Genomic DNA, 17,375 nt, shown 5'->3' on the forward strand with positions numbered 1-17,375 from the left:
TGCCCCGCCGATCGAACGAGTGCGCGGCTGAGTCCGGGTGGTGGCCGGCGTCGGCGGGACAGAACCTGGGGCGGCCGTCAGTGGGAGTGGTGGGCGAGGGCGCCGAGAAGCAGGGCGGCCGCGGCGAAGGGCAGCGGGAGCAGCCACTCCACGGCGCCGGAGCCGCCGTCCGGGTCGAGCGAGGTGACCCCCTCGATCCAGGTGGGGAACAGGGCGGCCAGGAACATCAGGGCGGCGCCGGCCGCGGCGAGGATCAGCCGCAGGCGGGCCGGGTGCGGCCGGCCCGGCGGGGATGGCGGGGCCGGCCGGGCTGGCGGGTCGCCGGTCATGGGCGGTCGGTGAGCTTGACGACGCGGGCGGCCAGCTGGGGCCAGCGGCGCACCAGTTCCCGGACGGAGTCCCGGGGCGAGACGGGCGGGCGGAGCGGCGGCTGGTCGTCGGCGGTCGAGGTGACGTACGCGAGCGGCAGCGCGAACCGGCCGGCCGGGGCGGCGGACAGGTCCACGTCGATGGACGTGCCGCGCGGCAGGTGACCGCCGAGCGGCACCGCGAGCCGCCGGCTCACCGCCCGCCAGCCGCCGGGGACGGCCGGGGACGCCCCGGTCAGGTAGTCGGCGATGCCGGTGACCGGCAGCTCCATCAGCTCGTCCGGCGACCGGCCGCCGGCGCGCCAGAGCAGGGTGACCGCGGCCTCCCCGGCCGGCACCTCCCGGGCGTCGCGGTGGTGCGCCAGCACGTCGACGGTGCAGGGTTCCCGGTAGACCACCCAGATCCGGTCCGCGGTGATCGCGGGCGGGACGACCAACTCGGTCAGGTCGGGTTCGCACGGGGCGGCGTCCGGCGCCAGGGGTGTCTGCCACGGCGCGCGGAAGACCGCCGGGGTACCGGACGGGTCGGTGGTCGGGTCCCCGGCGGCGGTCAGCCGGGTCCGGACGACCGCGTCCCACAACCGCTTGTCGATGACCGGCTCGGCGGGCGAGCCCAGCGAGGCCCGGTGCAGCGCGACCATGGTGTCCATCGTGTACGTCCAGAGGCCGTTCGCCACCACCCCCGGGTAGAGCCAGCGGAAGGCGGTCTGGAAGGTCCAGAGCCGGTGGTCGGGGGTCCGGCGGAACCAGTCGTCGAAGTCGGCGTAGCCGTCGGTGTCGCTGGGGATCTCGCCGGCGAACCGCGGGGGCCGCCCGGTGGCCGTCCAGCGGGGCCGGACCACGATGTCCGGGCTGCCGGTGAACTCGTCGTCCGGGGCGGGCGACCGGTACTCGGCCAGGTCGGACGCGGGCCAGGGGTCGGCGGCGGCGGCCGTCGCCCGGCGCCGGTCGTCGTGCGCGGTGGCCCGGATCCAGGTGTGCCGGCGGGCCGGGTGGGCGAGGTCGATCTCCCAGACGCCGCGGGACTGGAGGGCGGCCCGCAGCAGCCGCGGCGCGTCGGCGGTGTCCTCTTCCTCCTCGTCCTCCGGCGCGGTCCAGACGCTCAGGTCCTGGACGACCGCCCGGGGCAGCCCGGCGGTGTACTCGGTCCAGACGTGGCCGTTGTCGTCTCCCCGGACGCCGCGCCACACGCCGGTGGCCGTGCCGGCGAAGACGACCGCCGGGTCGGCCGGGTCCAGGACCACCGCGAACACCGGGTCGCGCGGCAGCAGCTGGTCGCGCAGCCCGGTGGGGCGGAACTCCCCGTCCCGGTGGTGCCAGAGCGTCTCCACCCCGGTCCCGGCGACGCCGGTGGTCGCCAGGTAGAAGTCCCGGGTGCCGGGCACCGCGCCGACGTCGGTCAGGATCGCGTCGCTGGGCAGCGGCGGCACGCCCGCCCGGAGCACCTGCCCGGACCAGATGTCGTTCTCCGGATCCTCCTCGGTGTAGCGCACCAGCCCGCGCTCGTAGACCACCAGCAGCTCGGTCGTCGACGCCCACGACATGGTGACGACTCCGCGCAGCCCGGGGACCCCGAAGTCCGGGTCGTAGTGATGGCGGCCCTTCGGCGTCCAGCCGGCTCGCGGGTCCGCGGGCCGGCCGCGCTCCAGCGGCAGCACCCGCCAGGTGTTCGCACGCTCCTCGTCGAGGCCGATGTCGTCGGTCAGCCAGACCCGGTTGGTGCCGATCGCCAGCCGGGTGCGTAGCGGGCGGAAACCGGGGTCGGTGACGACGGCGGCGCTGGAGTAGAAGGCCGAGGCCTGGCACTCGGCGTCCTCGAACTCACCGTCCCGCTCCGGGAACGAGGGCCGGCGCGGGGCTCGCTGCAACGGGTCGACGACCTTCGCCAGCGCCGACGCCCAGACGGCGTTGTACACCTGCCGGATCAACACCTGCGGCGCGGTCGGTACGAAGACCACCCCGCCGCCGTCCCCCTCCTGGATCAGCTCCCAGGTCGTGTCCCCGGACCGGACCGGCGTCCCGTTGTCCTGCACGCCCATCGCCACGAGCTGGCTGGACCGCGGATGCCCGCGGACGAAGTTCGGTTCCAGCACGGCGATCCCGTTGTTCGCCGAGCGGAACGAGTACACCTGCCCGGCCCGGTCCGACACGAACACCCCGCCGTCGCAGCCGGTCCACACCTGCCGTCGCGCCGGCGGGCCGGCCAGCCGGATCACGTGCACGTCCGGGTGCAGCGTGTTGCCGATCAGCCCCTGATGGACGGCGCCCGCCCCGCCACCGGTCAGGCCGGTCCGGGAGATCCCGGCGACCGGCGCCAGCCTGCGGCCGGTCCGCGCGGGGACCTCGAAGCAGTACAGCGCCGCGCAGTGGTCGCCGTGCCGCAGCCCCGGATCCAGCCCCGAGCCGCCGAGGTAGACCCGGTCCAGGTCGCCGCGGCTCTCCACCACCAGAGCCTGGTCGAAGTCGCGCTGCCCGCCCCACAGCATCTTCGGCACCCCGGCGATCCGGGTCGCCCGCGGCTGCTGTCCGGGCCGGGCGTCGATCCGCCACAGCGCCGGCTTCTTGTCCTCCTCCCGGACGATCTCGCCCAGCAGGTAGAACCGGTCGGGTCCGGCCACCGCGAGGCTGCCGATCCCCTCGCGCCGGGCGTCCGCCGGCATCGGCAGCGTGATCTCCCCCGACTGGCCCGGCTCGATCAGCGCGCCGTCGACCAGGAGCACGAAGAGCCGGCCGTCCGGGAGCCACACCGCGTCGCAGGCGGGCCGGCCGACCAGGGGCCGCCAGGCGTAGCCGCCGTCGCGCTCGCCGAGGAACGCCCCGGCGGTGCTGCAGGCGAGCACCGTGTCGCCGTCCCCGCCGGGCGTCGCCGACGGGTCGCGGACCAGCCGGTACAGCGCCTGGCCAGCGAACACACCGCGGCCGCTGCGCGCCCAGGGCCGCCCGGTGACCGGGCCGGTCGCGGCGAGCACGCCGACGCCGCCCATGCTGCTGGCGAACGCGTTGTCGACCGGTATCTCCTCGCCGGTGCCGACCAGGACCACATCCGACTCGGCGCTCTCCCCGAACGCGACGAGCAGGCAGCCGCACACCTGGGCGTTGGTCGGGCCACCGGGCGCGCGGACGACGCCGCCGTCGACCGAGGCCCAGGTCGCTCCGCCGTCGCCGGTGTACCAGACGCCGCCCTTGGCGCTGGCCGCGTAGGCCCGACGGCCGGTCGGAGCGACGGCCAGGTCCCGGATCCGGCCGGTGACCCGGGGATGGTCGACGGCCTGGCCCTTGCGGACGACCGACGGGCCGATCGGGACCCAGCGGGCGCCGTCGTCGGCGGGTGGCTGGCGGGTGGCCATCGCCTCGTCCAGGGCAGCCTGATCGAGACCGGACTGCTGGCGGCCGACGTAGGCGGCGCGGCGCAGGGCTCGGCCCCGCTTCCCTCGCCGGCGCTGCTCACGGTCCATAACGGAACGGTTCGCGCCGGGCCGGGGGCGTGTCAATGGCCCGGCTGGGACGCGACACGAGGATCCCCCGCCCGCGCCGGAGACTTCGTGGTGCGGGCGGGTGCTCACCGCGTACGAAAAACGGGTGTTGATCTATGCGAGGGAGAGGCGGCCCGCGCCGGAGCGGGCGTTGACCACCGCGGGCACCTGCGCGGTCGGGGTGAGCGGGCCGGGCCGCAGAGCCGGCGTCCAGCCGGCGTCGGTGGCCAGGTCCGGGTCGTGGGTGGCGTTGTACTCGGCCAGCAGGTTCACCTCGGTGATCCCGCCGGTGCCGACCCGGGTGAGGGTGCCCTTCTCGGTCATCCCGGTGCCGCCCCAGTGGTAGACCACCGTGTCGAGCGGGATGTCGGCGCTGCGCAGGAAGAAGTTGTTCTCCGCGTAGATCGCCGAGTAGACGCCGACACCCCAGGAGTACTGGTAGGTGTCCTCGTCGGTGGCGTAGTAGTAGTTGTCGTAGACGTCGACCTGTCCGAACCGGACACGCGGGACCCGCTGGCCGGTGTTGGCGAACTTGTTGTGGTGGATCGTGACGCGGAGCTTGCCGACGTCCGCGCCGACCGTGTTGGTGGACCCGATCAGCATCGTCTTGTCGTGTTCCTGGAACACGTTGTAGGAGACGGTCACCAGGTCCGAGGCCCGGATCACGTCGAATGCGCCGTCGTGCACCTGGTAGGGCCGGCCGTAGTACAGCGGCTGGGCGGCGTCCACGTTGTCGCCGTCGCTGAACGTGTTGTGGTCCGCCCAGACATGGGTGGAACCGGTCAGCGTGACCAGGTCGTAGGCGGAGTTCCAGTTGCCGGCCGAGCCGTCGGTCGGATCCCAGAGCGGGAAGCAGTCGGCCGCGTCCTCCAGCCGCAGATTGCGGATGATCACGTTGTCCGCGCCGGACACCAGCAGGTTGAGCCCGACCAGCCGGGCGTTGGCCAGGCCGAAGATGGTGGTGTTGGACGGCACCTTGAGCTGGACGTCGGCCGCCTGGTTCTTGGCGGACCGGACCCGGGCGTCCTCGAGCGGACCGGCCGGCTTCGTGGTGACGCCCTGGTAGGCGGCCAGGAACGCGTCCAGCGAATAGTCCGGGTCGGCGTAGGAGGCGCAGTCGCCGTTCGGCCGGAGGGTGCCGGCGACCAGCACGATCCGGGGAGCGGTGTCGGCCGGGTTCAACGCGGCGGCGAGTTCGTCGCGGGTGCGCACCACGTGGACGTGGTCGTCCGCGGCGGCCGAGCCGCCGGTGGTGCCCGATCCCCAGCCGTCGTTCGCGGGGAGGACTTCCCGGGCGGCGGCGGGGACGGTGACGGCGGTGGCGGAGGCGGGGACGGTGGCGACGCCGGCGAGGAGGAGACCGGACGTCACCGCGAGAGCGGTTCTTCGCAGCATGAGCTCTCCGATTCAGGGAACGGGTTCCAGATGCATCCAGGTGAAGACCAGCGGATCGGCGCCCCGGCTGATCAGGTGATGGTCCTCGCCCGGTTCGAACACCACGACGTCACCGGCGGAGAACTGATCGACCTCGGCGCCCTCGATCTCGATGGCGCCGCTGCCCTGCACGATGACGAAGACCTCGGGAACGGTGTGCACGTGCCGGCCGGGCTCGTCGTGGGTGCGGAAGCCGGGCTGGGCATAGACCCGGAAACCGCCTTTCTGTACGACGTGACCGGGCAGGACGCTGGTGAAGGTGGCTCCCCGGTGGTGGTCCTCCAGGTCAGCCACGGTCAGCTTGCGCATGGGCGAGGGTTCCTTTCTGCGGCGGGACCGCCCAGGGGAGGTCCATCTCGGACGGCAGGAGGCCGGTGGCGGCGACCTGCCGGACGAGTGCGTCGGCGCCGGGCAGGATCCGGCCGCCGCCGTCGGGATGGGGTTCTGTCGCGCCGATCAGCGCCGGCGGCGGGGACGCCACGATCGCCTCGGCGACCGCGGTGAAGGTCCGGGTCCGGTCCAGCGGGACGATCAGCGGATCGCCGCTGAGCAGGTTGCCCAGGAGCCCGGCTCGTCCCGGTATTTCGCGAAATGCTGGGTCGTCGGCGAGCCGCACGCGATCCGTCGGGTATTCCAGGACGTTCTCGCCGGCCCGGATCTCGCCCGCGACGAACATCGCCGACGCGAGCGTCACCGCGATGGTGATCGTCCGGCCGTCGACCCCGCTCAGCCGCAGGAACGTGGTGTCGTCGGTCTGGATGTCCCGGGTCCGGTACCGCTCCAGCTCCATCGTCACCGGCTCGAACCCGTCCGCCACCGCCAGCGCCTGCATCAGCGCGTGCGCGAACGGGTTGACCAGCGCCCCGTCGAAGGCCGCCTGCCGGCCGGCCCACGGCGCCCGCCGGTAGTAGCTGTCCGGCCGCCACCAGGCGCCGGCCGCCGACACGTGTTCCGCATCGGACACCGCCGCCTGGAAGGTGGCGAGCGCCGCCGAACCCAGCGCCTGGAACCCCACCTGGCAGCGCCGCCCGCTGTCCCGGACCGCCGCCGCGAGGGTCTCGTGCTCGGCCAGGGAGACCACCGGCGGCTTCTCCAGGAGCAGGTCGGCCCCGGCGGCCAGGCAGTCCAGCGCGAGCGGGAGATGGGTGTGCGGCGGCGTACAGATGATCACCGCGTCCGGACCGGCCGCGGTGAGCATCGCCCGGTGGTCGTCGAAGAACGGCACCCCCGGTTCGGGTTCGACCGCGTTGCGGTCGCAGAGCGCCGCGATCTCCAGGAGGCCACGACCAGCAAGATCTTTCAGCGTACGACGGTGCGAGTGCCCGTGGCCGCCCGCGCCGATCAGCGCCACCCGGGGGGTCATCGGCCGGCCGCCGCGATGGTCGCCGCCGCCCCGTGCCGGTCCAGCTCGCCGACCCAGCGGATCAGCTCGGCCCGCAGGCCGGCGTCATGGGCCAACGCCGCCGGGAACACCTCGGTGACCCCGAGGAGCGCCTCGACCAGCCCCTCCGCCGTGTCCGGTCGCTCGGAGACAACCTGCCTCAGCCGGGCGGCGAGCGGGTCGTCGAGCGGCAGCGCGGACCCGTCGTCGGCACACCCGCGGGCGAAGCGCATCCAGCCGGCCAGCACCAGTGCCGCCCACACCGGCATCGCCCCGGCCCGGCGCCGGTCGGCGATGGTGCCGAGCAGCCGGTGCGGCAGCTTCTGCGTCCCGTCCATCGCCACCTGATGCGTCCGGTGGCCCAGCTCCCGGTTCGCGAAGCGCTCCAGCGCCGTCTCGCCGTACTGCAGAACGGTCACGCCGGGCGGCGGATCGATCGTCGGCGAGATGTCCTCGTCCAGGAAACGCCGCAGGAAGGTTCCCATCCCGGGCAGCTCCAGCGCGTCGGAGATCATCTCGCGGCCGGCGAGCGCCCCGAGGTACGCGCAGGCCGAGTGCACCGAGTTCAGCGCCCGCAGTTTGAGCAGCTCCCAGGACCCCACCTCGGTGGTCATGATCGCGCCGGCCGCGCCCCAGTCCGGCCGCCCGCCGGGGAACCGGTCCTCGATCACCCACTGGTGGAACGGCTCGGCCACGACCGGGACGCTGTCCTCGACGCCGAGCGCGGCGGCCGCCCGCCGGATGTGGTCCGCGCTGGTCGCCGGCACGATCCGGTCCACCATGGTGGCCGGGAACTCCACCCCGGCGGGCAGCTCCGCGCCGGCCACCTCGAGGGCCTGCTCCACCATCCCGCGGATCCGCGGCCCGTTGCCCTGCAGGTTGTCGCAGCACAGCACGGTCAGCGGGGCCTCGCGGACGAGCAGCGCCCGGGCCAGCAGCGCGGGCACGCTGACCGGCGGCCGCGCCCCGGTCAGCTCGGCCCGCAGCTCGTCGTCGAGCAGCAGTCTCCCGTCCGGTCCGAGCCGGTACGCCTTCTCCGTCACGGTCAGCGACACGATCCGGATCCCCGGGTCGGCGATCGCCGCGAGCACCCCGTGCGGGTCCCCGGCGACGTGCCCGAGCCCGGCCATGATCCCGACCGCGCGGGCGTGGTCCGGCCCGCCGCCGACGGTCAGCACGCTGTAGAGCCGGTCCTGCGCGCGCAGCTTGTCGAGGATTTCCCGGGAGCGCGGCGCGACGCCGACGATCCCCCAGTCGCCGCCGCTGGCCGCGACCGCCGCCTCGGTGTAGACGGCCTGGTGGGCCCGGTGGAACGCGCCGAGCCCGAGGTGCAGGATGCCGGCCCGGACGTCGCCGGGACGCACCGCGGGGCGGCACTCGGGCGCGAGCCCGGGCAGCGCGGCGGCGCCGAGTGTGGTGGTCACCGTCATGCCGCCGGCCCGTCCAGCCGGAAGACCTTCTTCGGCAGGTGGTAGGCCAGGTCGGCGATGGTCTCGGCGGCCTCGTCGAGCGGCAGCCGGCCCTCGGCGACCAGCCGGGCGAGGAACCCGGCGTCGACCCGGCGGGCCACGTCGTGCCGGGCCGGGATGGAGCAGAAGGCGCGGGTGTCGTCGACGAAGCCGGCGGTGTTGTAGAAGCCGGCCGTCTCGGTGACCGTCTCCCGGAACCGGCGCAGCCCCTCCGGGCTGTCCAGGAACCACCAGGGCGCGCCCAGGTAGAGGGCGGCGTAACCGCCGGCCAGCGGGGCGAGCTCCCGGGTGAACGCGGTCTCGTCCAGGGTGTAGAGCACGATCCGCAGGCGGGGGTCGTCGCCGTACCGGTCGAGCAGCGGGCGGAGCGCCTGGACGTACTCGGTCGCCGACGGGATGTCGCCGCCGACGTCCCGGCCGTGCCGGGCGTACAGGGCCGTGTTGTGGTTGCGCACCGAGCCCGGGTGCAGCTGCATGACCAAGCCGTCGTCCAGGGACATCCTGGCGAACTCGACCAGCATGTGCGCCCGGAACGTCTCGGCGTCCCGGGCGTCGGTCGCGCCGCCGAGGCCCTTGCGGTAGAGCACGGCCGCCTCGGCGTCGGTGAGATCGGCGGTGGCGGCGGTCGGGTGGCCGTGGTCGGAGCTGGTCGCGCCGGCCGCGATGAACAGCTCGCGGCGGGACCGCAGCGCGGCCAGGAAGCCGGGGTACGTCCCGACGTCCTGCCCGGTCAGCTCGCCGAGCGCCGCGACGCGTTCCGCCCAGCCGGCCCACTCCATGTCGACCAGGTTGTCCGGGCGGAACGTGGTGATCACCCGGCCGCCCGGCCCGCCCCAGCCGTCGGCGGCGAGCTTGGCGTGCGCGGAGAGGTCGTCGATCGGGCTCTCGGTGGTGGCCAGCACCTCGATGTTGAACCGGGTGAACAGCGCCCGGGGGCGGAACTCCGGCTCGGCGAGACGGTCGGACAACTCGTCGTAGATCTCGTCGGCGGTGGCCGTACCGAAAGCCTTCTTGATCGAGAAGACCTCGGCGAACACCTTCTCGATCCAGAGCCGGGACGGGGTGCCGCGGAAGAGGTGCCAGTTCGCGGCCAGCAGCCGCCAGATGGCTCGGCCGTCGGTCTCCACCTCGCTGCCGTCGATGCTCGGCACGCCCAGCCGGGCCGGTGGGATGCCCTGGCTAGCCAGCATCCGGGTGACGTAGTGGTCGGGCACCACGAACAGCCGGGCCGGGTCGGGGAACGGCTCGTCGTCGGCCAGCAGCGCCGGGTCGACGTGGCCGTGCGGGCTGATCAGCGGCAGGTCGCGGGCGTGGGCGTACAGCTCACGGGCGATCTCTCGCTGGGTTGCCTCGGCGGGGAACAGAGTCACCTGATCTCCTCAAGATCTAGGAGGTCGTGCACGTTGACGGCCTGTCCGGTTGCCAGGCTTTCGTTGGCGGCCAGGCCGGTGAGCAGGGCTCGGGCGCCGTCCACGGCGTTCGCGGTGCGCCCGAGCGGGTCGGGGGGCGCGTCCGGCCGGATCAGGTCGGCGAGCATGCGCACATCAGCCCCACCGTGCCCCTGCCGGGAGTACCCGTCCACAGTGATCTCACGCGGCGGCGCCCAGAACGGCCGGAGCAGCAGCCTGCGGCTTCCCTGCTCGGCGTCGGACAGCGAGCCGGGCTCGCCCTTGACCCCGGCGGCCGCGGCCGGCGCGACGTGGTCGGTCTCGACCACCTCCAGCTCCAGGCGGCCCCGGCTGCCGTTGAACATCACCCGGTAGCCCTCCCACGGGGCGTACGCGGTGAGGTGGTAGCTCATCGAGGCGCCCCGGGCGTAGCGGACCAGGACGGCCATGTCGTCCTCGATGGTCACGCCGGGCCCGAAGACGTTCCGGTCGCGGTGGTACCCGTCGTGCTGCTCGGCCTCCAGATACAGCTCGCGCATCGCCGGCTCGTCGGCCATCCGCAGGGCGAACGGGTCACCCTCCGCGGCGGCGGCGCCGTGCGCGCGGTCGTAGTCGCGGGCGTAACCGTGCCGGCGGCCCTGCTGGCCGTAGAAGAACAGCCGTCCCGCCGCGAAGACCTGCGAGGGGGCGTCGTCCAGCCACCAGTTGACCAGGTCGAAGTGGTGGCCAGCCTTGTGCACCAGCAGGCCGCCGGAGTTCGCCTTGTCGCGGTGCCAGCGGCGGAAGTAGTCGGCGCCGTGCCGGATGTCGAGCAGCCACTCGAAGTGCACCGAGCCGATCTCCCCGATCTGGTGGAGCTCCTTCTTGACCGCCTCGTGCAAAGGGTTGTAGCGGTAGTTGAAGGTGACCCGGACGTCGCGGCCGGTTCTTCGCTGGGTCTGCAGGATCCGGCGGCAGGACGCGGCGTCCACCGTCATCGGCTTCTCGGTGATCGCATCGCAGCCCGCCTCCATGGCCGCCACCAGATAGCGCTCGTGAAATCGATCGACGGTGGTGACTATCACCACGTCGACGCGTTCCCGCTTGAGCATCTCGGTGAAGTCCTCGACGGGATAAGTCGGTATGTCGAGGTCATGTCGCTTCTTGTACACGGCCGGCCGGGCCGGGTTGGTGTCGGCCAGGGCGACCAACTCCGCGACGTCGGCGTGGTCGGTGGTGAGCGCCCGGATGAACATCCCGGCCCGGGCGCCGGCCCCCACGAGGGCGTAGCGAGTCAAGGCGCCTCCATTCGGCAAACGTTTGCAACAGATTAGGGATCAGATGACGATCCAAGTCAATGGACGTACCATAAATGTCCGGTTTTATCACGCTTGAAGTGACTGACGGCAACACGATCGACATCGAAGGGCGTTGACACCGCCGCAACCGTTTGCATTAATGGCTGCACCAGAGAGAGCCGGATCACATTCCGCCGGGGAGGGCATCGTGGCCGTGACCATCCGGGACGTCGCCAAGGCGTCCGGAGTGCACATCTCCACGGTGTCGCGCACCTTCTCGGCGCCGCACCTGGTCAACCCCGAGACACGGACGCGGGTGCTGGCCACCGCGGAGGAACTGGGCTACCGCCCGAACCGGGCCGCCCGGGCGCTCATCACCGGACGGACCCACAACATCGGCCTGATCGTGGCCGACATCGCCAACCCCTTCTTCCCGCCCATGATCAAGGCGGCCGAGACCCACGCCCGGCGGCGCGACTACCACGTCTTCGTCGCCGACACCGACGAGGACCCGGTCGTCGAGACCGACCTCGTCCGGGCCTTGGCCAAGCAGGTCGACGGGATCCTGCTCTGCAGTCCCCGGATGAGCGACGACCAGATAGAGCTGATGCGCCGCGAGGTGCCGCTGGTCGTCGTGAACCGCTTGATCGACGGGCTTCCGGCGGTGGTGATGGACGTCGGCACGGGCGCACGCTCGGCCGTACGCCATCTCGTCGACCTGGGCCACCGCCACCTCGTCTACCTGTCCGGTCCGCGCGGGTCGTGGACCAACCGGGAGATCCGCCGAGCCGCCGGGGTCGCCGCCCGGGCCGGCGGAGCGGAACTCACCGTTCTCGGCCCGCACCAGCCGGTCTCCGCGGCCGGCGCGGACGCGGCCGAGGCGGTGCTCGCCACCGGCGCCACCGCAGTGCTCGCCTACAACGACCTGATGGCCATCGGCCTGCTCCAGTCGTTGCAGGACCGCGGCGTCGCCGTTCCCGACCGGATCAGCGTCGTCGGTTTCGACGACATCGCGACCAGCGCGCTGGTCCGGCCCACGCTCACCACCGTGGCGAACCCGACCGCGGCCGCCGGGCGCGCCGCCGTCGACATGCTGCTTCAACAGGGCGACGACGGCGCCACCGGACAGGTCACCCTCCGGACCGATCTGGTCATCCGCAACTCCACCGGGCCCGGGCCGTACGCCCCGGCCGGCGCGACCACCGCTCAGGTCGCCGCATACGCCAAGGAGTGACCCACCCCCATGACCGCACCCCGTTTGATGCGTGGCCTGATGGCCGCCGTGATCGCGCTCCCGCTCGCGCTGCTCGGCGCCTGTGGCGGCGACGACAATTCCAGCAGCGACGGCAAGACCGAACTCACCTTCTTCTGGTGGGGCGGCGAGGCCCGGGCCAAGCTCACCGAGCAGGCCCTGGCGCTGTACACGCAGAAGCACCCGGATGTCACGTTCAAGACGACCTGGCAGGCGAACCAGGGCTACTTCGACAAGCTGGCCACGCTGACCGCCGGCTCGGACGCCCCGGACATCTTCCAGATCGACGACAACTACCTGGCCGAGTACGCGACCCGCAACGTCACCTTGGACCTGACCTCGTACAAGGACTCCGGCAAGGTCGACGTGTCGAAGTTCCCCGAGGGCCTGTGGAAGTACGGGGTGGTCGACAACAAGCTGGCCGGCCTGGCGATGGGCGAGAACACCCAGGGCCTGGTCTTCAACAAGACCAAGCTGGAGGCGGCCAAGCAGGAGCTGCCGAAGACCGGCATCAGCTGGGCCGACTTCATCACCTGGGCGCAGAAGGCCGGCGCGGCCACCAAGATCCCCGGCACCCAGGACCCGAGCGCCGACTACAAGGCGTTCTGGGTGTGGCTGCGGCAGAACGGCAAGGACCTCTACAACGGCAACCAGCTCGCGTTCACCAAGGACGACGTGCAGAAGTGGTTCGAGCTGTGGAAGGGCGCCCGCGACACCAAGGCCACCCCGACCGCGGACGTGATCCACGAGGGCAACGCCACCGACATCACCAAGCAGCTGGTGGTGACCAACAAGGCGCTCACCTCGTGGGTGTGGGCCAACCAGATGCCGGACATCCAGAAGAACACCAAGGACGAGCTCGCCGTGGTGGCGTACCCGGGTGACCCGTCCGCGCAGTGGGCCCGCGCCTCGATGTACTTCTCCGTCTACCGCGGCAGCAAGGACAAGGACAAGGCGGTCGACGTGATCAACTTCCTGGCCAACGACCCGGAGGCCGCCAAGATCCTCGGCACCGACCGCGGCCTGCCGTCCAACCTGGACAACCGCACCGCGGTCGCCGCGACCGTCACCGACCCGGCGATGAAGGCCTCGATCGCCCTCGAGGACGAGCTGGTCAAGAAGTTCGGCCCGGCGCCGAGCGTGCCGCCGAAGGGCCACAGCACGGTCAAGAGCGAGCTGATCAAGGCCGCCGAGGCCGCCCAGTTCGGCACCGCCACCCCGGACAAGGCCGCCGAGCAGTTCTTCGCCGCCGCCCAGGCCGCGGTGGCCGGGTGAGCAACGTGGCAGTCAGCACCCGGCCGCCCGCCCACCGGCCGCAGTCCGGTCCCGCCGCTTCCCAGCGGCGGGGCCGGCCCGCCCGGCACCAGGACGACGGGCGCGCCGGATACGTCTTCCTCTCCCCCTGGCTGCTTGGGCTGGCCGCGGTCACCGCGATCCCGATGCTGCTGTCGCTCTACCTGAGCTTCACCAACTACGACGTGCTCAGCTCGTTCTCCGAGGCGGACTGGGTCGGCCTGGACAACTACCGGAAGATGTTCACCGACGACCCGGCCTTCTGGCACGCGGTCCGGGTGACGCTGGTCTTCGCGCTGATCGGCACCCCGCTCAAGCTGGGCGCGGCGCTCGGCGTGGCGATGCTGCTGAACCGGTCGTTCCGCGGCGCCGGGCTGTTCCGCGGCCTGTTCTACCTGCCGTCGCTGCTCGGCGGCAGCGTCGCGGTGGCGATGATCTGGCGCAGCATCTTCGACCGGTCCGGCGCCTTCAACGCGTTCCTGAGCTGGTTCGGCATCGAGGGCAAGGCCTGGGTGAACGACCCGTCCACCGCCCTCGGCACGCTGATCCTGCTGGCCGTCTGGCAGTTCGGCGCCCCGATGGTGATCTTCCTGGCCGGCCTGAAGCAGGTGCCGAACGAGCTCTACGAGGCCGCCGAGGTGGACGGCGCGAGCTCGGTGCGCAAGTTCCTCAGCGTCACCCTGCCGATGCTCTCCCCGGTGATCTTCTTCAACCTGGTGCTCGAGACGATCCACGGGTTCCAGGGCTTCACCTCGGCGTTCGTGCTCTCCGGCGGGACCGGCGGCCCGGTCGACTCGACCCTGATGTACACGCTCCAGCTGTACCTGAAGGGCTTCGCGAACTTCGAGATGGGCTACGCCTCGGCGATGGCCTGGGTCTTCCTCATCACCATCGGCCTGGTCACCGTGGTGCTGTTCCGCACCGGCCGGTTCTGGGTCCACTACTCGGACGGAGACGACTGATGGTCGCCGTGACTGCCGCCCGCCGGCCGTTCAACCCCCGCTCGCTGATCCGGCCGGCCGTCCTGCTCGTGCTCACCGCGATCGTGCTCTACCCGCTGGTGTGGATGCTCGGCACCTCGTTCAAGGCGCCGGAGGAGGTGCTGAACAACGTCTCGGTGCTGCCGGACGACCCGACGCCGGCCAACTATCCGGACGGGTGGACGCACTTTGACATCGGGTTCGGCCGGTTCTTCCTGAACAGCTTCATGGTGGCCACGCTGACCGTGGTGGCGAACTGCGTCTCCTGCCTGCTGGCCGCGTATGCCTTCGCCCGGCTGCGGTTCCGGCTGCGCGGCATGTGGTTCGCCGTCATGATCGGCACGCTGCTGCTGCCCAGCCACGTGCTGATCGTGCCGCAGTTCGTGATGTTCAAGTCGTTCGGCTGGGTGGGCGGGCCGTGGCCGTACCTGCCGCTGATCGTGCCGCACCTGCTGGCCACCGACGCGTTCTTCGTCTTCCTGATGGTGCAGTTCATGCGCGGCATTCCCCGCGAACTCGACGACGCCGCGAAAATCGACGGCTGCAGCGCGTACAGCGTCTTCCGCCACGTGATCCTGCCGCTGTCCCGCCCCGCTCTGGTATCGACCGCGATCTTCTCCTTCATCTGGACCTGGAACGACTTCTTCCGCCAGCTGGTCTACCTCTCCGACCTGGAGAAATACACCGCCCCGGTGGCGTTGACGCTGTTCATCGACTCGACCGGCCAGTCCGCGGTCGGCCCGATGTTCGCCATGTCGGTGCTGTCGCTCGCCCCGGTCTTCCTGTTCTTCGTCGCCTTCCAGCGCCTGCTCGTGGAAGGCATCAACACGACAGGCCTGAAGGGATGACCATCCCGCACCGGGAGCTTCCGCTCCCCACCACCGTCATCCCGGGCGGGCGGGCCACTTCCGGCCCGCCCGCCCCCGGGCCACACTCCTTTTCCGGTACGCCCGCCGCGTGCCTTTCTTCTCTTTCCAGCACGCCCAGCGCGGACGATCCGCCCCTTTCCGGAACGCCCAGCCCGGAGCCCTCGTCCCTTTCCCGGACGCCCAGCCCGGAGCCCTCATCCCTTTCCCGGACGCCCAGCCCGGAGCCCTCATCCCTTTCCCGGACGCCCAGCCCGGAGCCGTCGTCCCCTTCCGGCGTGCAGGAAGCTCGGCTGAACTGGCCGGTGGAGGAGTCGCCGCCGGCTCGGATCGACTGGCGGGACCGGCTGGCCCTGGCAACCGACCTGGCCCTGATCGGCCTCGCCGTGACCGCCCTGGCCCTGCCCGTGGTCACCGCCCCGGCCGCCCTGGCCACCGGCTCGGCGGCCGTGCACGGCCGCTGCCGCGACGGCCGGTTGCCGAGCTGGCGCCCGCTGCTTCGCCAGTACGTCCACGGCATCCTGCCCGGCCTCCCGGCCCTGCTCGCCGCCGTCGCACTGCTGATCGACCTGACCGCGATCCGCAACGGCTGGGTCCCCGGCGGCCCCGCGCTGCTCGCGGTCACCGTCCTAGCCGCGGTCTACCTGTCCGGCGTGGCCGCCCTCACCGTGGTCGCCCTCGGCCGCTCCCCGGAACTCCCCTGGCGCACCGCCGCCCGCTGGTCCTGGGAACGCCCGACATGCGCCACCGCCCTGGCCGCCACCGGCGTGATCGCGCTGGTCCTCACCCTGGCGGTCCCGGTCACCCTGCCCTTGGTGATCGGCTTCCACCTGTTCGCCCTGCACATGATCGCCAACCGTTTGGCCCGCTGACCGCCCCGGCCCCGCCCGACCTGAGGGATGAACCTGCTGGTCACCGCGGGTGTTGCCCGGGGCGGTGCCGCCACTATCCAGACCCCGCCCGCCCCGGCCCCCGCCCGACCTCAGAGATGAACCTGCTGGTCAACGCGGGTGTTGCCCCGGGCGGTCCCGCCACTCTCCAGACCCCGCCCGCCCAGGGGGAGCCGCCCGAAGACAGTGTGGCGCGGAAGCGGCACCTCACGCGGCGGGATTGTGGACAGCTGGCCAATGTGGATAGCGCTGAAGGAACTGTGCGCTCACAGAACTGTGCGCTCACAGAACTGCGCGCTGAAGCAGACGGCGCTGAACGGATATCTACCGCTGTGCCGACGGTGGCCGACCTAGGTGTGATGGCGGTCACCAGCGGCAACCTTGGAGGTGGGTCCGGCCACTTAGCGGATGACCCAACTCCGCCGAGCAACAGCGAAGACCGGTGCGCATTCCCTCAGCTCCCCGCCCACAACGGCCCTATCCACCCCGCCCGCCACGGCGGCCGTCTCCGTCCCGGCCCGCCGGCACCCGCTCCGCGCGGCGCGACGTGACGCGACGTGACGTGACGTGACGCGACGCGACGCGAGGCGACGAGACACGACGCGACGCGACGCGACGGGACACGACGCGACACGACGCGACACGACGGGACACGACACGACGCGACGCGACACGACACGACACGACACGACGCGACGCGACGCGAGGCGACGCGACGGGACACGACGCGACACGAGGTGACGGGACACGACGGAACGTGAGGCGACGTGATGTCGTACCGGAGGATCGCGGAGCGACGGACAGCCGTGAGCCGCCGGCGGACCGCGCGCGTCAGGCGCCGCGGCGGTGTTCGAAGATCAGGTAGGTTTCGGTGCCGGCTATCAGGCGGGTGCCGCTGAGGCGTTCGGTGATGACCGCGCGGAGGTCCTCGACATCGGCCGCGGCGACGTGCAGCAGGAAGTCGTAGTTGCCGGAGACGAAGTAGACGTCCCGGACGGCGGGGATGCCGGCCAGCGACTCGGCGAACTTGCCGATCGCGTCGCGGGCGTCGGAGCGGATCCGGACCGCGATCATCGCCTGGATCGGGCGGCCGATCCAGGCCGGGTCGACGTCGGCGTGGAAACCGCGGATGGCGCCGATCTCGCGCAGCCGGCGGATCCGGGTCAGGCAGGTGGACGGGGCGATGCCGACCCGGTCGGCGAGAGCGTTGTTCGGCATCCGGCCGTCGGCGCGCAGCAGGCTCAGCAGCTCCAGATCGATGTGATCCAGACCTCGAACATCCTTCGGCAGGTCGGTCACCACGC

At 72.1% G+C, this 17,375-nt stretch carries 14 protein-coding genes; 5 read left to right on the top strand and 9 right to left on the bottom strand.

The genetic code is table 11. From position 1 onward, the window contains the following. Positions 1–77 precede the first annotated feature (77 nt). The 8 genes from BJY16_RS40285 to BJY16_RS40320 form a co-directional block, all read right to left on the bottom strand. Positions 78–329 (bottom strand): hypothetical protein, encoded by a 252-nt coding sequence (locus tag BJY16_RS40285; protein WP_185044777.1) that lies wholly within the window; start codon positions 327–329, stop codon positions 78–80. Continuing rightward, positions 326–3,823, bottom strand: a complete 3,498-nt coding sequence (locus tag BJY16_RS48815; protein ID WP_185044778.1) for a beta propeller repeat protein — start codon at positions 3,821–3,823, stop codon at positions 326–328. Before BJY16_RS48815 ends, BJY16_RS40285 begins: the two co-directional genes overlap by 4 nt. Before the next feature lie 132 nt (positions 3,824–3,955). Then, a complete protein-coding gene (locus tag BJY16_RS40295) occupies positions 3,956–5,236 on the bottom strand; it encodes a pectate lyase family protein (RefSeq protein ID WP_185044779.1) in 1,281 nt (426 codons plus the stop codon). Positions 5,237–5,248: 12 nt separating this feature from the next. After that, entirely contained in the window at positions 5,249–5,584 is a 336-nt protein-coding gene (locus tag BJY16_RS40300; protein WP_185044780.1) for a cupin domain-containing protein, read from the bottom strand. Further along, positions 5,562–6,638 carry a Gfo/Idh/MocA family protein gene (locus tag BJY16_RS40305; RefSeq protein WP_185044781.1) on the bottom strand — a complete coding sequence of 359 codons (1,077 nt, stop codon included), beginning with the start codon at positions 6,636–6,638 and terminating at the stop codon, positions 5,562–5,564. The genes BJY16_RS40300 and BJY16_RS40305 overlap by 23 nt, the downstream gene beginning before the upstream one ends. Continuing rightward, on the bottom strand, positions 6,635–8,086 hold the full coding sequence (locus BJY16_RS40310; protein WP_185044782.1) for a mannitol dehydrogenase family protein: 1,452 nt from the start codon (positions 8,084–8,086) through the stop codon (positions 6,635–6,637). The genes BJY16_RS40305 and BJY16_RS40310 overlap by 4 nt, the downstream gene beginning before the upstream one ends. Further along, entirely contained in the window at positions 8,083–9,495 is a 1,413-nt protein-coding gene (gene uxaC / locus BJY16_RS40315) for a glucuronate isomerase (RefSeq protein WP_185044783.1), read from the bottom strand. The genes BJY16_RS40310 and uxaC overlap by 4 nt, the downstream gene beginning before the upstream one ends. Next, on the bottom strand, positions 9,492–10,790 hold the full coding sequence (locus BJY16_RS40320) for a Gfo/Idh/MocA family protein (protein WP_185044784.1): 1,299 nt from the start codon (positions 10,788–10,790) through the stop codon (positions 9,492–9,494). The genes uxaC and BJY16_RS40320 overlap by 4 nt, the downstream gene beginning before the upstream one ends. A 208-nt stretch (positions 10,791–10,998) precedes the next feature. On the opposite strand from BJY16_RS40320, the gene BJY16_RS40325 reads away from it, so the two are divergent. From BJY16_RS40325 to BJY16_RS40345, 5 genes are all read left to right on the top strand, one after another. Next, positions 10,999–12,024, top strand: a complete 1,026-nt coding sequence (locus BJY16_RS40325; protein ID WP_185044785.1) for a LacI family DNA-binding transcriptional regulator — start codon at positions 10,999–11,001, stop codon at positions 12,022–12,024. 9 nt (positions 12,025–12,033) lie between these two features. Then, complete coding sequence (locus BJY16_RS40330; RefSeq protein WP_185044786.1) at positions 12,034–13,317, top strand: ABC transporter substrate-binding protein; 1,284 nt, start codon at positions 12,034–12,036, stop codon at positions 13,315–13,317. A gap of 5 nt (positions 13,318–13,322) precedes the next feature. Next, a complete protein-coding gene (locus BJY16_RS40335) occupies positions 13,323–14,297 on the top strand; it encodes a carbohydrate ABC transporter permease (RefSeq protein WP_185046902.1) in 975 nt (324 codons plus the stop codon). Then, on the top strand, positions 14,297–15,163 hold the full coding sequence (locus tag BJY16_RS40340) for a carbohydrate ABC transporter permease (protein ID WP_185044787.1): 867 nt from the start codon (positions 14,297–14,299) through the stop codon (positions 15,161–15,163). Before BJY16_RS40335 ends, BJY16_RS40340 begins: the two co-directional genes overlap by 1 nt. Positions 15,164–15,459: 296 nt before the next feature. Continuing rightward, complete coding sequence (locus BJY16_RS40345) at positions 15,460–16,053, top strand: hypothetical protein (protein ID WP_311775349.1); 594 nt, start codon at positions 15,460–15,462, stop codon at positions 16,051–16,053. Between the two features lie 849 nt (positions 16,054–16,902). Here the strand turns inward: BJY16_RS40345 and BJY16_RS40350 are convergent. Continuing rightward, positions 16,903–17,370: an Lrp/AsnC family transcriptional regulator gene (locus BJY16_RS40350; RefSeq protein WP_185044788.1), complete on the bottom strand. Its 468-nt coding sequence runs from the start codon at positions 17,368–17,370 to the stop codon at positions 16,903–16,905. Positions 17,371–17,375 lie beyond the last annotated feature (5 nt).

This window comes from Actinoplanes octamycinicus (genome assembly GCF_014205225.1).
Lineage (GTDB): Bacteria > Actinomycetota > Actinomycetes > Mycobacteriales > Micromonosporaceae > Actinoplanes > Actinoplanes octamycinicus.

Excerpts from the sequence above, each read along its gene's own strand:
- BJY16_RS48815 (WP_185044778.1), bottom strand. The coding sequence starts at position 3,823 with ATGGACCGTGAGCAGCGCCGGCGAGGGAAGCGGGGCCGAGCCCTGCGC.
- BJY16_RS40310 (WP_185044782.1), bottom strand. The coding sequence starts at position 8,086 with ATGACGGTGACCACCACACTCGGCGCCGCCGCGCTGCCCGGGCTCGCG.
- BJY16_RS40300 (WP_185044780.1), bottom strand. The coding sequence starts at position 5,584 with ATGCGCAAGCTGACCGTGGCTGACCTGGAGGACCACCACCGGGGAGCC.
- BJY16_RS40305 (WP_185044781.1), bottom strand. The coding sequence starts at position 6,638 with ATGACCCCCCGGGTGGCGCTGATCGGCGCGGGCGGCCACGGGCACTCG.
- BJY16_RS40285 (WP_185044777.1), bottom strand. The coding sequence starts at position 329 with ATGACCGGCGACCCGCCAGCCCGGCCGGCCCCGCCATCCCCGCCGGGC.
- BJY16_RS40340 (WP_185044787.1), top strand. The coding sequence starts at position 14,297 with ATGGTCGCCGTGACTGCCGCCCGCCGGCCGTTCAACCCCCGCTCGCTG.
- BJY16_RS40295 (WP_185044779.1), bottom strand. The coding sequence starts at position 5,236 with ATGCTGCGAAGAACCGCTCTCGCGGTGACGTCCGGTCTCCTCCTCGCC.
- BJY16_RS40330 (WP_185044786.1), top strand. The coding sequence starts at position 12,034 with ATGACCGCACCCCGTTTGATGCGTGGCCTGATGGCCGCCGTGATCGCG.